Consider the following 16,056-nt stretch of genomic DNA (forward strand, 5'->3'; position numbering starts at 1 on the left):
CTTTATCTAGTTTACGATAAATTTTGTTAAAATGATAGATTTTGTCATTGCAATTGAATAACAACGTGGTACAATTACTATTGTATTAATAAACTAGTACAATGAGATAGTGGAGGATATATGAAGAAAGTACTCAAATGGATTGGGATTATATTGGTTGTGGTTGTTGCGGGGTTCTTTGCATTGAATTTATTAATGCCAAAACCTAGCGCTGATGAGAATAAAGAACTAACTGAAACAATGAATAGTATGATGATGGGAAATACAACTCAAAGTGATTTAGTGGAAACTGACAAAGGGATTGTCTATAACGGAAAAGTTGTACCCGTGGATACCTATTACTATTCTAAAGATCCAACGTTAACATTTAATAAAGTCTATGTAAAAGAAGGAGATATTATCGAAGATAAAACAATCCTTTTTGATTATAAAGTAGATAATAGTATTGATGCTCAAATTGATGTATTAGATAAAAACTTTGTTAACATGCAACAAGAGCTAGATGATTATTATACTCGTTTAGAAAATATAAAAGGTGAAATTGCTGGTGCAGATCAATCTGATAAATCTTATATTAATTTCTTACAAGTAGAATACAACAATGCAGAGAAAAGAATTAGTGAAATCAAGGTAGAATGGACAAATGCTGAAGCTAAAATTGAAAATCTAAGAAAAGTCAAAAAAGATGGCAAAATTATTTCAGATATTGGTGGACTTGTTTATAAAGTAAATGAATCGAATTCAATTGATCCTTCAAGTAAAACAGGTAGTGCTTATATTGTTCTATATTCAACATCAAAGAAAGTAAGAATTAGCGTATCTGAATACGAATATCAACTAGTATCCGTTGGTCAAGATGTTGAAGTGGCGATTGAGAGTACAGGGAAGACATATACATGCAAAGTGCTTGCAGTAGATACAATGCCAAACAACTTAGAAACACAAGATACATCTTACTACAATGTAGATATTGAAATACCAGAAGAAGTTCCTTATGGATACAGTGCAATCGTAACGGTGCCAAGACAATGAGTGAAGTCGTTATTGAATGTATAGACATCAAAAAGATTTATAATCCTGGTGTTAATGAAACGCATGCATTAGCAGGTGTATCATTCAAGATTCATAAAGGTGAGTTTGTGTCAATTATTGGTGCTTCCGGTAGTGGTAAGAGTACATTACTGAATACATTAGGTTTATTGGATAAACCAACAAGTGGAGAATATCACTTGAATGGTGAAAATGTTACAAGTTACTCTGAAAAGCAATTAACCAATTTAAGACTGAAGAAATTTGGATTTATTTTTCAATCATTTAACTTGATGAATAACATTACTTGTATAAAAAATGTGGAACTTCCCATGTTGTATGCAGGGATTCCTTCATCTAAAAGAAAAAAGATGGCTGAAGAGAAAATGGACCGAATGATGATTAAAAATCAAGCCAATAAAAAACCGATGACTTTATCTGGAGGACAAAGACAAAGAGTAGCGATTGCACGTGCTTTAGTCAATAATCCAGAGGTTATCTTTGCGGATGAGCCAACAGGTGCCTTGGATTCAAAAACAACTGTAAGTATCTTAGAATTGTTAAAAGAATTAAATGAACAAGGGAACACGATTGTTGTTGTTACCCATGATATGAATGTTGCGAAAACAGCAAAACGAATCATCACGATTAAAGATGGAAAAATAGAAAGTGATGTGAGTAATGTATGATTTTTGAATATATTAAATTATCAGTAAGAGAATTACTCAATAATAAATTGAGATCATTTCTATCACTTATAGGAATTGTTATTGGAGTAGCAGTTGTCTTTATTATTTTCTCTATTTCAGATATTGCTAATGTAGCAATTACAAATCAAATAACAGGAACAAATGGTTCTGTAAACATTAACTATGTAAAGGATCGTACTGATAAGTTTGAAGTGTTGAATCAATCCATGAATTCGAATTTTGGAGGAATGGGTAGCAAACAATATGTATTTGATTTAAATGATTTAGAAGATTTAAAACAGATAAAAGGTGTAGAAGATGCATTAGCGGTTGCAACAGCTTATGAGAATGTAAAAGTAAATCGTGATACATTTCAAGTTGCAATAAGAAGTGCACCAGAAAATTTTATGGACTTTTATGAATTTAAAATGGTTGCAGGAAATTCATTTGATGCATATCCAAAAGATGAGCGAATTAATCTAGCCATCATTAATGATAAAATTCTAGATGACTATCTTCAAATTCCTGCAGAACAAGCAATTGGACAAAAAATAAAAATAAAGAATCGATTGTTTACAATTGCGGGGGTTACTAATACACCGAATCAAAACTTAGGGACAATGATTGCGATTGATCAAGAAGCATATGATTTAATGTATTCTAAAGGTACAATCCAATACTTGTCAGTAAAAGTAAAACCAGGAGAAGATTTAGAAACAACATCTCAATTGGCAGTAGATAAATTGAATGAAATCCATGGTTATCAAAACACAAAGAATGGGTATGCATTGGAAGACTTGTCTTTCTTTATCCAACAAGTAACACAAGTAACTGGCATTCTTTCATTGGTCATGGGGATTATTGCATCCATTTCATTGCTAGTTGCAGGGATTGGTGTAATGAACATCATGTTAGTAAGTGTTGTTGAAAGAACTAGAGAAATTGGTGTAAAAAGAGCAATTGGGGCTAGTAAATCAGCAATACGTATCCAATTCATTGTAGAATCCTGCTTATTAACACTAATTGGTGGTATAATAGGAGTTACTATTGGAATAGGCGTTATTAAAATTGCCTTAATGGTATTGAATATGCAACTGCCAATCAATGGATCGTATGTAGCCTTTGCGTTAGTATTCTCAATTACGTTGGGTATACTATTTGGTTATCTACCTTCTAAACGAGCAGCAAACCTCAATATTATTGAAGCAATCCAATCAGAATAATTAAGGAGGACATTATGACATTTTTAGAAGACTTAAGAAAAGCTAATATTCAAGCGATGAAAGATAAAGATACATTGAAAAAAGGAGTTTATTCTTTATTGATTTCAGCAATTAATCTTGCAGAAAAAGAAAAAGGAGAACCACTTACAAATGAAGAAGCAATTAAGTATGTACAAAAAGAAGTGAAGCAAACAAAAGAATCATTAGACTTAACTCCCCAAGATCGTACAGATTTAATTGAAGAAGCTAAAAAGAAAATTGAATTATTAGAAAGCTATTTACCTAAACAATTAAACGTAGAAGAATTAGAAAAAGAAATTCAAGTATTTATGGCTGAACATGGTTTAGAACCGATTAAGAAAAATCAAGGTGAAATCATGAAGGGCTTAATGGCAAAACTTCAAGGTGCAACAGACGGTAAAAGTTTGAACATCGCATTAGCAAAAATTCTTAAATAACAAAAAAACTCCGAGATTAATTTCTTGGAGTTTTTAAATAAAAAAGGGAAATTCATCCCCAACACTTTAATTATAGCACTAAATAAAAATAAGTATAGACTACCAATATAATGTATATAAGGTATTATAAAGATGTAAATAGAGGAACTACTGAAAGGAGGTACTCAATTACATATGAAAAAGGTGTTACTAGAATATTAAGTCAAGTTTTCAAATTTCTTGCAGATAAGGATTTGGAAACGGAAATAGTTAATTATCAATCGTGTGAATAGAAAGTTGGAGTCTGCAGAGGATAGACCAATGGACAACATATCATAAAAATTAAATGAATTTGAAAGCTCGAGATAAATCGAGAAAATTAGATATAGTTCTAACTTAGATTAGATTATCAAGTAAAAGTAACGCTTGTTCGCGTTACTTTTTTGTATGCTTGAATTTTATGTAAAGTAAATAGATAATGCACAAAATACTAATAATATTTAGATAAATGAGTGATTTAGAAAATTTAGCTACTATATCTTTTGATTGGTTTCTATAAACAACCTCATTTTTAGAATCGTTGAATGATTTGATATTACAATGCGTTTCACAAATTTCCCGTTCATTAATATAGGTATCAAGGAGTACGAAATCATCGGCTGTTGCTTCTTTGAAGGGTTTAAACTCATCGGGATATAGCCTTTGAAAACCTGTATAAGTCTTCGCATATTGATCTTTGTAGACAGTATATTCTTCTGGTGAGAATTGCTTTGTTGTTATAGGTATATTGATGTAGATACTACATGCGATAAAAGAAAGAACAAAAAGTACGAAGGCAATAACATTTGGTTTTAAGATGTTCTTTTTTTGCGGAAGCTTTAACATTTTGTTTTTCAAGATATTTAAAAAATTTCCTATTAAAATACTGATTGCTGTTAATATTGGTAGATAGATAAGATAATTGGATAAAGTAAGATAGATTGTTAAGTCAGAATAATAAGTAACATCAGCTACTTCGCTATAGAGTAAAGGTGTTTCGGATAAATATGTAGCTATAAATTGAGTAATTGCTTGAGCGTTTAGATTTAAAATTAAGAATGGCAATATAAATAGAGTTAATGAAATAAACCAAATAACCCAAGAACTTAATTTATCAAGGTAGCCTTTTTCGTATTTTTGGATTTTATAAGAATTAATACTAATAAAAGTGAATGAAATTACAGAAAATCCTAGATAAATAAAGAAAGGAAATTCAAACTTCTTAGTTAAAAAATAAAGACCTAGAAATATGAGTAATCCTATAAAAAGGATAGCAATTGATATTGTTCTTTTCTTTTCGAAGTTGAGTTCAATTAATTCGTTTAATGCTACATTTGTATCAACTTTAGTAGAAGATTGTTCACAGTTAAGCAATTCATCTACAGTTAATCCATATAAATTAGCTAAATCAATTAATGAATTCAGTTCGGGGTAACCTTGATCGCGTTCCCACTTACTAATTGTTTTATTTGAAACGCATAGAGCATCAGCAACTTCTTGCTGGGTTAGATTTTTTTCTTTTCTTAAGGTGGATAAATAGTTGCCAAGTTGTTTCATATATAATCTCCATATTCTATAAATTCACTTTAAAACAAATATTTATAATGTACACGCCTTGAAAATAGACTTTATCTATTTAGCGTAGATAATAGCGTTTTAAAATCTTTATTTAATCTTAACACAAATCATAGTTTATTTTTAATATCTTAATGAAGACTAAACTATACTTTGGTCATGGAGGTAGAAAGTATGGTATTGAATAGAACATATCTTATGATGATGGAATTATTGGGTGGTTTGAAACGATTTTTTATGAATCATGAGGGGATCTTATTCCTACTTTTATTAGTTGGGATACCGGTAGCATCTATTTTGATTATCTTTATGATTGTGTTTGCAATTATGTATCCAATCTCCTTATTAATAGGATTACTATAAAATCTTTATACAATCTTAATACTGATTTACTTTTCTTTATAATTTCTTATTAATCATAATGTTAGAATTTGAAAATGAACAGTGATATTGTGTTCTTAAGGAGGCATTTAAATGGATGTGGTCATGTTAGTTGTTTTAGGGGCTTTGGTATTTAGCGTATATTTACTGATTAATTGGTGTCAAAAACAATTAAATCGAGAGTAAATAGAAAGAGGATATTATGTCGATTGGAATGATAGGTTTAGTCATTGTTTTACTTGGTTTGGGGTTATATTTGCTTTATGCATTAATTAATCCAGAAAAGTTTTAATTAAGGGAGGATAGCTATGTTACAAATAGCATGTACATTATTCTTATATATTTTGTTAGTTATTCCAGTTGGAAACTATCTATATAAAGTAGCAACATTCAAGCATACATTTATGGATCGTATTCTTGATAAGGTTGATAACACAATCTATCGATTTTGTGGTATTGATATTCATCAAGAAATGGATTGGAAAAAGTATGCATTTTCTTTGGTTTTAGTAAATGCTTTGATGCTTTTGATAGGATTTATCATCCTTAGAATTCAAGCACTTCCAATATTTAATCCAAATGCGATTGGCGGAATGGAATCAACACTTTCATTCAATACGGTAATCAGCTTTATGACAAATACAAATTTACAACACTATGCAGGAGAAAGTGGATTATCTTACTTTTCTCAAATGACAGTCATTATCTTCATGATGTTTACATCTGCAGCAAGTGGATATGCAGCATGTATTGCCTTTGTTAGAGGACTTGTAGGAAAAGATAAAACTAATATGGGTAATTTCTTTGTAGACTTTACTCGTATTATTACACGTGTTTTATTGCCTTTATCATTTATTGTAAGTTTATTGTTAGTATGGCAAGGTGTACCACAAAACTTCTCGGGAAATATTATTGCACATACAATTAGTGGTGTATATCAAGATATTGCAATGGGACCAGTTGCTGCACTTGAATCAATTAAACATATTGGTACAAATGGTGGTGGCTTCTTCGGTGCTAACTCATCTGTTCCATTTGAAAATCCAACCATTATATCCAATATCATTGAACTTTATTCAATGATGATTCTACCAGGATCATGTGTCATCATGTTTGGCAAGATGGTTGATGAACGTAAAGGATCACAAAAGAAAAGCATTTTTGGAAGCGAAGGACGTACAATATTTATTGCAATGGGAATTTTATTCCTTATAAGTTTAGCGCTATGCTATGTTTCTGAAATGGCAGGTAACCCATCATTACAACAAATTGGATTATCACAAGCTATGGGAAATATGGAAGGTAAAGAAATGCGATTTGGCATTAGCCAGTCAGCGCTCTTTACGACGACGACGACCTCATTTACAACCGGTACAGTTAATAACATGCATGATACACTTACCCCGATGGGTGGATTTGTACCATTGCTTAATATGATGTTAAACCTTGTCTTTGGTGGTAAAGGTGTTGGTTTAATGAATATGATTATCTATGTTATTCTAACGGTATTTATTTGCGGATTAATGATAGGTAGAACACCAGAGTATTTAGGTAAGAAAATTGGTGGAAAAGAAATGAAGCTTACTGCTTTATGTATCATCATTCATCCACTACTAATTCTAGCATTCTCAGCTTTAGCAGTTAGTATGCAAGCAGGATTACAAGGTATATCAAATCCTGGTTTCCATGGTTTGACACAAGTTTTATATGAATTTGCATCATCAGCTGCAAACAATGGATCTGGTTTTGAAGGATTAGCCGATAACAGTGTATTCTGGAATGTAACAACAGGAATTGTTATGTTCTTAGGAAGATATTTAGCGATTGTTATTCAACTTGCAATTGCGGGTTCACTTATGAAGAAACAATTTGTTCCAGAAACAGTAGGTACATTAAAGACAAGCACAGTGACATTTACAATTGCGTTAGTCTTAATTATTTATATCTTTGCAGCATTAACATTCTTCCCAGCGTTATCGCTTGGACCAATTGCAGAGCACTTTGTCTTGTGGGGTTAGGAGATCAACTATGAAACAATCAAAACAAAATAAATTACTTACAAAAGAAATATTAATAGATTCTATTAAGGGTGCATTTGTCAAATTGAATCCACTCTATATGATTAAAAATCCAGTTATGTTTGTAGTTGAAGTCGGCTTTCTAATTACGCTTATTCTCTGCTTTGTTCCAGATTTATTTGGAGGAGATAATAGTTTACGCGTCTACAATATTATCGTAAGCGTTGTACTCTTTGTTACAGTTTTATTTGCAAACTTTGCAGAAGCTGTTGCTGAGGGAAGAGGAAAAGCTCAAGCTGCATCATTAAAGAAAACTCAAAAAGATACAAAAGCTAGATTATTAGATGCAAATGGTAATGAAACAATAGTCAGTTCAAATGAATTGAAAAAAGGTGATATTGTCATTGTATCAGCAGGAGAATTAATTCCAAATGATGGAGAAGTTATCGAAGGTGTTGCTAGCGTTGATGAATCAGCAATCACTGGAGAATCTGCTCCAGTTGTAAGAGAGAGTGGTGGGGATTTCTGTAGTGTTACAGGGGGAACTACTGTCGTAAGTGACTATTTAAAAATTCGAATTACATCTGATCCTGGAAATAGTTTCCTAGATCGAATGATTTCTTTAGTAGAAGGTGCTTCTAGAAAGAAGACACCAAATGAAATAGCTTTAAATACATTACTAGTTTCACTTACTATCATTTTCTTAATTGTTATTGTCACTTTATATCCAATTGGAAAATATAGTGGTGTTACGTTATCTATATCTACTCTAGTTGCATTGACAGTATGTTTAATTCCAACAACAATTGGTGGTTTATTATCAGCTATTGGTATTGCAGGGATGGATCGAGTTACTCGTTTTAATGTAATTGCAATGTCTGGAAAAGCAGTAGAGGCTTGTGGTGATGTTGATACAATGATTCTTGATAAAACAGGAACAATTACCTTTGGTAATCGATTAGCAGCAGAATTTTTACCAGTAGAAGGAATTGATAAAAGTGAGTTAGTTAATGCTGCAATGATTTCATCTTTATTTGATGAAACTCCTGAAGGTAAATCGACTTTAGACTTAGGGAAAAAATTGGGATTTGAAGTACCAAAGGTTGAATCAAAAGAAGTATTTGAATTCTCTGCACAAACAAGAATGAGTGGCGTTGACTTAGTTAATGGTATTAAAATCCGTAAAGGTGCTAGTGATGCAATTAGTCACTATATCCAAGAAATAGGTGGTAGAATACCAAGTGATTTAAAGAAGCATGTTGATGAAGTTGCTTATTTAGGAGGAACTCCATTAACAGTATGTAGCGACGACAAGATTCTAGGTGTTATTTATCTAAAAGATACAGTAAAACCTGGAATGAAAGAAAGATTTGAACGACTACGTGCGATTGGTATTAAAACGATTATGTGTACTGGTGATAACCCACTAACAGCTGCAACAATTGCAGGGGAAGCAGGAGTGGATGATTTCATTGCTGAATGCAAACCAGAAGATAAAATTGATGTAATCAAAAGAGAACAAGATAAAGGTAAAATTGTTGCGATGACAGGAGATGGTACAAATGATGCACCAGCACTTGCTCAAGCAAATGTAGGGCTTGCGATGAATAGCGGAACTACAGCAGCAAAAGAAGCCGCAAACATGGTGGATTTAGATTCAGATCCTACTAAGATTCTAGAAGTTGTTGAAATTGGTAAACAAATGTTAATTACAAGAGGTAGTTTAACTACATTCTCAATTGCGAATGATATTGCGAAATACTTCGCTATTATTCCAGCAATGTTTATGATAGCAATACCTGAACTTGCAGTATTAAATATTATGCATTTATCATCGCCATTAAGTGCAATTTTATCTGCATTGATATTTAATGCAATTATTATTCCATGTTTGATACCACTTGCTATGAAGGGTGTAAAATATCGTCCAATGTCGAGTAATAAGATGTTGATTCGTAACTTATTAATCTATGGTGTTGGTGGCGTTATTACACCATTTATCGCAATCAAAATTATTGATGTTATTATTTATCCATTGCTTGTTATGATTGGATTATAGGGAGGTAGTTCATATGAAAGAATTTTTTAAAGGATTTAAAAAGGCAATTTTACTTACACTATCATTTTTGGTAATTTGTGGGTTGATATTTCCAATTGTCTTAACAGGAGTATCTCAACTTATTTTCCCTAAACAAGCAAATGGTAGTTTAATTGAAGTTAATGGTGAGGTGGTTGGAAGTGAACTTATAGGGCAAGATTTTAGTGAAGACTATTTCTTGAAATGTAGACCATCTGCAGTCAATTACAACACCTATACACAAGAACAAAAAGACAATGGGGACTATAGTGGCGTTGCTTCAGGTTCTACAAACTATGCACCGACTAATCCAAATTTAACAGATCGTGTTGCACAAGATATTGAAGACTTCTTACAAGCAAATCCTACAGTTAGTAAGGAAGAAATACCAACTGATTTATTAACTGCATCTGGATCAGGTTTAGATCCACATATCTCAGTTGCTTCTGCTAAAATACAATTAGAAGCTGTATCGAAAGCATCAGGCTTATCCATGGATGTTTTAAATAACATCGTTGACAAAAATACATCTGGGAAAGTATTGGGGATCTTTGGTGAAGAAACAGTTAATGTATTAAAGGCAAATTTAGATATTGCAAAAGAAATGGGATTATTAAATAACTAAATAGTAAGTAAAGTATGAATGCGTTATAATAACTATATTCATAGTATCGGGAGATTAAAGATGGATGATCTAAAGTTAAATCCAAATGATGTACTTAGAAGAGTAAGCGAAATTGAATCAGTTAAACAAACTGGTCAACTCAAGATATTTTTTGGTTATGCAGCGGGGGTAGGTAAAACCTATGCTATGCTAAAAGAAGCGCATGAACTAAAAAATAAAGGTGTTGATGTTGTAATTGGTTATGTGGAGCCTCATCAACGTGTTGAAACTCAAGCTTTAGTAGAAGGTCTTGAACAAATTGATACGCAAGAGATTGACTACAAAGGCCTTAAATTACAAGAGTTTAATTTAGATGAAGCTATTTTAAGAAAACCCAAATTAGTCTTAGTTGATGAACTTGCACATACAAATGCTGAAGGATGTCGACATGCAAAACGTTATCAAGATATTGAAGAATTGTTACGAGCTGGAATCGATGTTTATACAACAGTAAATGTTCAACACATTGAAAGTCTAAATGACATGGTTCAATCAATCACAGGTGTTGTGGTTAGAGAAAGAATTCCAGATGATGTATTTGATAATGCTGCCCAAATAAAATTAGTAGACATTGAACCCAATGAGCTACTTGAAAGATTGAATAGTGGTAAAATATACAAGAAAACACAAGCTCAAAGTGCTACATTAAATTTCTTTGATATAAAAAATTTAACAGCTTTACGTGAAATAGCATTACGTCGATGTGCTGATCGAATTAATCGCATATCAGAAAAGGCAAGGCAATTAGAAAATAATGGATATTATACAGAAGAGCACATTTTAGTGTGCCTTTCTTCGTCTCCTACCAATCCTAAAATCATTCGTACTGCTTCAAGAATGGCGAGTGCATTTAAAGGAAAGTTCACAGCACTTTATGTTGAAACATCTGATTTTCCTTCATTAGAAGAAGAAACTAAAAAGCAATTACGTGCTAATATTCATTTAGCTCAGCAGTTAGGTGCTACGATTGAACTTGTGTATGGGGATGATGTACCGTTACAAATTTCTGAATTTGCGCGAATATCTGGTGTCTCTAAGATTGTCTTGGGAAGAAGTAGCGCAAAACGAAAGTATTATTGGAGCAAACCAACACTCAGTGAACGATTGACTGAAAATGCACCTAATCTTGATATTTATATTATTCCAGAAAAGGGAATTCCTTACTACAAGAAAAAGAAGGCTCAATTTGAAAATGTTACATTTGATTTAAGAGATACACTAATCAGTGTTGCCTTACTTGTAATTGCAACTGTATTGGGTACTGTATTTTATCAATTTGCATTTTCAGAAGCAAACATTATTACAATTTATATTTTGAGTGTACTGTTAACTTCAATTGTGACAAAGCAAAGAATATATAGTCTAATCTCATCAGTACTAAGTGTTCTTACTTTTAATTACTTCTTCACAGTACCACGATTTACATTTACGGCTTATGATTCAGGTTATCCTGTTACATTTTTAATCATGTTTATTGCCGCCTTTGTAACAAGCTCACTGGCTGTAAAACTAAAGCAGCATGCAAAGCAATCGGCGCAAACTGCTTATCGAACTAAAATCTTATTGGAAACAAATCAATTACTTCAAAAAACAATTAAAAAAGATGAGATTATTTCAGTTACAGCAAATCAACTGGTGAAGTTATTTGATAAAGATATTGTTGTTTATATGGAAGAACAAGGTGAACTGCAAGAACCGGAAATATTCAAAGCAACATTGGAAGAAACATCTAAATACATCACTGAAAATGAAAAAGCAGTAGCAGCTTGGGTATTTAAAAACAATAAGCATGCTGGAGCATCAACTAATACATTAGGTAGTGCTAAGTGTTTGTATTTAGCAATTCGTGCCAATGACAATGTATATGGTGTTATTGGAGTTGCATTAAATCACTCAACGCTAGAATCTTTTGAAAATAATATTTTATTATCGATTTTGGGTGAATGTGGTCTTGCGCTTGAAAGCCAACGTGCAATTAAGGAAAGAGAAGATGCTGCAGTACTTGCGAAGAATGAACAACTTCGTGCTAACTTATTAAGAGCAATCTCTCATGATTTAAGGACACCATTGACATCAATTTCTGGTAATGCAAATATACTTCTTGCTAGTGATGAAATAATGGATCATGAAACTAAGAAGAAATTATATACTGATATTTATGATGATTCATTGTGGTTAATCAATCTTGTTGAAAACCTCTTATCAGTTACTCGTATAGAAGATGGTACTATGAATTTGAAGTGTACATCGGAATTAATTGACGAGGTGATTAATGAAGCACTCAATCATGTGAACCGAAACAAAGTGAAACATACAATTGTCGTGAATCATCCAGATGAATTTATATTTGCAAAAATGGATGCTCGATTAATTATTCAAGTAATCATTAATATTGTGGATAATGCAATTAAATATACACCTGAGGGATCTATGATTGCGATTGATGTAAAGAAAACAGATCATGTGGTTATTGATATAAGTGATAATGGTCCAGGTATACCAGATGAGGCGAAAGCAAAGATATTTGATATGTTCTTTACAGGAACTTCAAAAATTGTAGATAGTCGTCGTAGTATGGGATTAGGTCTTGCTTTATGTAAGTCAATCGTTTTAGCACATGGTGGAGAAATATCAGTTCATGATAATAAACCACAAGGAACAATATTTAGATTCACCTTACCATTAGAGGAGGTTGTAATTCATGAATAAACCATTAGTTTTGGTTGTTGAAGATGATTCAGCTGTACGTAATTTAATGTCAACAACGCTTCAAACACACAGCTACAAATACATTACAGCTGCAACGGGAGAATCAGCTATAATGCAAGCATCTACACAAAATCCAGATATCATTCTTCTTGATTTGGGATTACCCGATATGGATGGTGTAGAGATTATTAAAAAAGTTCGTACATGGTCGAATGTACCGATAATTGTTATTAGTGCAAGAAGTGAAGATACGGATAAGATTGCGGCATTGGATGCAGGTGCTGATGACTATTTAACAAAACCATTTTCAGTTGAAGAGTTACTAGCACGATTAAGAGTTACGATGCGTCGTATGGGAAATACGAAACAGGAAGATGCAATTTTTATTAATGGCAATCTTAAGATTGATTATTCTGCTGGGTGTGCGTACTTGGATGGAAATGAATTACACTTAACACCAATCGAGTATAAAATACTTAGTTTACTTTCAAGAAACATAGGCAAAGTATTAACGCATACATTTATTACTAAAGAAATATGGGGAAGCACATTAGAAAGTGATGTTTCATCCTTACGTGTATTTATGGCAACACTACGAAAAAAAATTGAGAAGAATACAGAATCTCCTCAATATATTCAAACACATGTTGGTGTTGGCTATCGCATGATAAAAGTTCAAGAAAGTGAGAACTAAAAAACTGCATTTGAAGTGCAGTTTTTTTAGTTAGTTGATGGAAACTACTTCATATCCAGCGTCTTCTACAGCTTTTTTAAGAATTTCATTTGCTACTTCTTTTGAAAGGGTAACAACTGCTGAATTCGATGCTAAATCGACTGTGGCTTGTACACCATCGACTGCATTAAGAGCCTTTTCAACTCTTGCTTGGCAATGTCCACAAGACATACCTTCAATTTGTAATGTTTTTGTATTTTGTACGTTCATAATTGGTTTCGCTCCTTTAAAGTTTTTTAAACGCAATGCATTAGCTACAACGCTAACTGAACTAAAACTCATCGCAAATGCTCCAAACATTGGATTTAACTTCCAACCTAATATGCCATAAAATAAGCCGGCTGCAAGTGGTATACCAATTGAGTTGTAAATTAGAGCCCAGAATAAGTTTTGTTTTATGTTTTTGAGTGTTGCTTTACTTAATTCAATGGTTGTGATGACATCCCATAGGCTTGATCTTGTTAATACAATGTCAGCTGATTCAATGGCAACATCAGTTCCTGCTCCAATAGCAATTCCTACATTAGCACTTACTAAAGCTGGTGCATCATTGATACCATCACCGACCATTGCAACGACTTTTCCTTCGGCTTGGAATTTTTTGATGTAGTTTTGTTTATCTTCTGGGAAAACTTCGGCAACATAATTGTTTAAGTGTAATTGTTTAAATACGGCTTCAGCGATAATTTTATTATCACCAGTAAGCATTAGGGTTTCAATACCCATTTCATGTAATTTTTGAATCGCTTGAATACTATCTTCTTTAATAACATCAGCTACTGCAATTAATCCAAGGATTTCAGATTGATTTGCAAAACATAAAGTAGTTTTACCTTGCTTTGCAAACTTTTCTACTGCAGGTCTAATCTTTGTTGTATCAATTCCATTTTCTTCGAGCAAGGCAAGGTTACCTGCAAAATATTGCGTATCATTTAATACAGCATTAATTCCTCGAGCAGAGATTGATTTAAAGTTATCAAAATCTATTTCTTTAAATTCAGTATCTTTTAGATATTGAATTACTGCTTGGGCTAATGGATGTTCTGATTTCTTTTCTAATGAATAAGCTATGTAGTAAAATTCACTTTCCTTGATATTCTCATTAACAATGACATCAGTAACTTTTGGTTTTCCTTCGGTAATGGTTCCTGTTTTGTCAAGGACAATGGCTTGAATAGAACCAGCTGTTTCAAGAATTTCTGCAGACTTGATTAAGATGCCATTTTCAGCTCCTTTACCCGTTCCTACCATAATTGCAGTTGGGGTTGCTAAACCTAGTGCACAAGGACAAGAAATCACGAGTACAGCAATGCCAATGCTGAGTGAAAATTCCAATGATTTTCCAAGTAATAGCCAAATAATTGTTGCTAGTAAAGCAATCACAATGACTGTAGGAACAAAGATACTACTTACTTTATCTGCCATCTTTGAAATAGGTGCTTTTGAATTTGCGGCTTCTTCTACTAATTTAATGATTTGAGAAAGAGCAGTATCTTCACCAACTTTAGTAGCTTCGAATTCAAAGTAGCCTGATTTATTAATTGTTGCACCTACAACTTTTGAATGAATTGATTTTTCTACTGGGATACTCTCGCCAGTGATCGCCGATTCATCAATGGTAGTGTAACCTTTTGTGATGACACCATCTACAGGGACTCGTTGTCCAGGTTTTACACAAACAATATCACCAAGTTGTACTTCTTCAACAGGGATGACAACTTCTTTGTGGTTTCTAAGGACAGTAGCAGTCTTTGGTGCTAAATCCACCAACTTTGAGATTGCCTCAGATGTTTTACCTTTGGATTTTGTTTCCAGGTATTTACCAAGAGTAATCAGTGTTAAAATCATTGCACTGGTTTCAAAGTATAAATCCATGATGAATTCATGAACAAGAGCCATATCATGGTTTTGTACACCAATTGCAATCTTAAATATGGCGTAAATACCATATAAAACAGCAGCACTTGAGCCAATCGCTATGAGTGAATCCATGTTTGGATTACCCTTAAATAAAGCTTTAAATCCATGTGTGAAGAACTCACGATTAAGAACTAGAACGGGTATAGTTAGTATCAATTGAAGTGTTGCATTTAGAAGTGCATTCTCCATAAGGATACTAGGAAGTGGCCAATTCATCATATGACCCATAGCTATATAGAACAATGGGACTGTAAATAAAGCGGAATAGATGAATCGTTTTTTAATCTTTTGTGAAAGTTGGTCATAACTAGGTGTTGGCTTTGAGTCAGATGGAAGGGATGCCCCGTAACCGACATCTTCAACTGCTTGAATAATATCGTTTTCAGAGATATCTTTGTATTCCACAACCATATTATTCGCTAATAGATTCACTTGGCATGATTCTATGCCGTTAAGATTATTCAGTTTTTTCTCGATTGCACTACTACAAGCAGCACAAGTCATTCCTGTTATATTAAATGTTTGCTTCATTTTATCACCTCGACCTGTTAATACATTAATT

Annotated in this window: 13 protein-coding genes; 11 read left to right on the top strand and 2 right to left on the bottom strand. The window is 32.8% G+C overall.

The window, feature by feature from the left end; all coding sequences use genetic code 11:
* Window positions 1-120 precede the first annotated feature (120 nt).
* From B5D14_RS03965 to B5D14_RS03980, 4 genes are read left to right on the top strand one after another with little or no spacing between them, the layout of a single operon-like run.
* Window positions 121-1,032 carry an efflux RND transporter periplasmic adaptor subunit gene (locus tag B5D14_RS03965; RefSeq protein ID WP_078711300.1) on the top strand — a complete coding sequence of 304 codons (912 nt, stop codon included), beginning with the start codon at window positions 121-123 and terminating at the stop codon, window positions 1,030-1,032.
* Window positions 1,029-1,718 (top strand): ABC transporter ATP-binding protein, encoded by a 690-nt coding sequence (locus B5D14_RS03970; protein WP_078711301.1) that lies wholly within the window; start codon window positions 1,029-1,031, stop codon window positions 1,716-1,718. The genes B5D14_RS03965 and B5D14_RS03970 overlap by 4 nt, the downstream gene beginning before the upstream one ends.
* Window positions 1,715-2,941: an ABC transporter permease gene (locus tag B5D14_RS03975; protein ID WP_078711302.1), complete on the top strand. Its 1,227-nt coding sequence runs from the start codon at window positions 1,715-1,717 to the stop codon at window positions 2,939-2,941. The genes B5D14_RS03970 and B5D14_RS03975 overlap by 4 nt, the downstream gene beginning before the upstream one ends.
* Window positions 2,942-2,955: 14 nt before the next feature.
* Window positions 2,956-3,399: a GatB/YqeY domain-containing protein gene (locus B5D14_RS03980; protein WP_078711303.1), complete on the top strand. Its 444-nt coding sequence runs from the start codon at window positions 2,956-2,958 to the stop codon at window positions 3,397-3,399.
* A gap of 414 nt (window positions 3,400-3,813) precedes the next feature.
* Here the strand turns inward: B5D14_RS03980 and B5D14_RS03985 are convergent, their stop codons facing one another.
* Window positions 3,814-4,974 carry a helix-turn-helix domain-containing protein gene (locus B5D14_RS03985; protein WP_078711304.1) on the bottom strand — a complete coding sequence of 387 codons (1,161 nt, stop codon included), beginning with the start codon at window positions 4,972-4,974 and terminating at the stop codon, window positions 3,814-3,816.
* Between the two features lie 192 nt (window positions 4,975-5,166).
* Here B5D14_RS03985 and B5D14_RS03990 point away from each other — a divergent pair, with 192 nt between their 5' ends.
* The 7 genes from B5D14_RS03990 (at window position 5,167) to B5D14_RS04020 (ending at window position 13,535) form a co-directional block, all read left to right on the top strand.
* Entirely contained in the window at window positions 5,167-5,355 is a 189-nt protein-coding gene (locus tag B5D14_RS03990) for a hypothetical protein (protein ID WP_078711305.1), read from the top strand.
* A gap of 220 nt (window positions 5,356-5,575) precedes the next feature.
* A complete protein-coding gene (gene kdpF, locus B5D14_RS03995) occupies window positions 5,576-5,665 on the top strand; it encodes a K(+)-transporting ATPase subunit F (RefSeq protein ID WP_078711306.1) in 90 nt (29 codons plus the stop codon).
* Window positions 5,666-5,681: 16 nt separating this feature from the next.
* Complete coding sequence (gene kdpA, locus B5D14_RS04000) at window positions 5,682-7,391, top strand: potassium-transporting ATPase subunit KdpA (RefSeq protein ID WP_078711307.1); 1,710 nt, start codon at window positions 5,682-5,684, stop codon at window positions 7,389-7,391.
* Between the two features lie 10 nt (window positions 7,392-7,401).
* Window positions 7,402-9,450, top strand: a complete 2,049-nt coding sequence (gene kdpB / locus B5D14_RS04005; RefSeq protein WP_078711308.1) for a potassium-transporting ATPase subunit KdpB — start codon at window positions 7,402-7,404, stop codon at window positions 9,448-9,450.
* A 13-nt stretch (window positions 9,451-9,463) separates the two neighbouring features.
* Window positions 9,464-10,093: a K(+)-transporting ATPase subunit C gene (locus B5D14_RS04010; RefSeq protein ID WP_078711309.1), complete on the top strand. Its 630-nt coding sequence runs from the start codon at window positions 9,464-9,466 to the stop codon at window positions 10,091-10,093.
* A gap of 60 nt (window positions 10,094-10,153) precedes the next feature.
* A complete protein-coding gene (locus B5D14_RS04015; RefSeq protein ID WP_078711310.1) occupies window positions 10,154-12,841 on the top strand; it encodes a sensor histidine kinase in 2,688 nt (895 codons plus the stop codon).
* Window positions 12,834-13,535 (top strand): response regulator, encoded by a 702-nt coding sequence (locus B5D14_RS04020; RefSeq protein WP_078711311.1) that lies wholly within the window; start codon window positions 12,834-12,836, stop codon window positions 13,533-13,535. Before B5D14_RS04015 ends, B5D14_RS04020 begins: the two co-directional genes overlap by 8 nt.
* Window positions 13,536-13,565: 30 nt before the next feature.
* Here the strand turns inward: B5D14_RS04020 and B5D14_RS04025 are convergent, their stop codons facing one another.
* Window positions 13,566-16,025: a heavy metal translocating P-type ATPase gene (locus B5D14_RS04025; protein ID WP_078711312.1), complete on the bottom strand. Its 2,460-nt coding sequence runs from the start codon at window positions 16,023-16,025 to the stop codon at window positions 13,566-13,568.
* Window positions 16,026-16,056 lie beyond the last annotated feature (31 nt).

The sequence above is a fragment of the Anaerorhabdus furcosa genome, from assembly GCF_900167375.1.
GTDB lineage: Bacteria > Bacillota_I > Bacilli_A > Erysipelotrichales > Erysipelotrichaceae > Anaerorhabdus > Anaerorhabdus furcosa.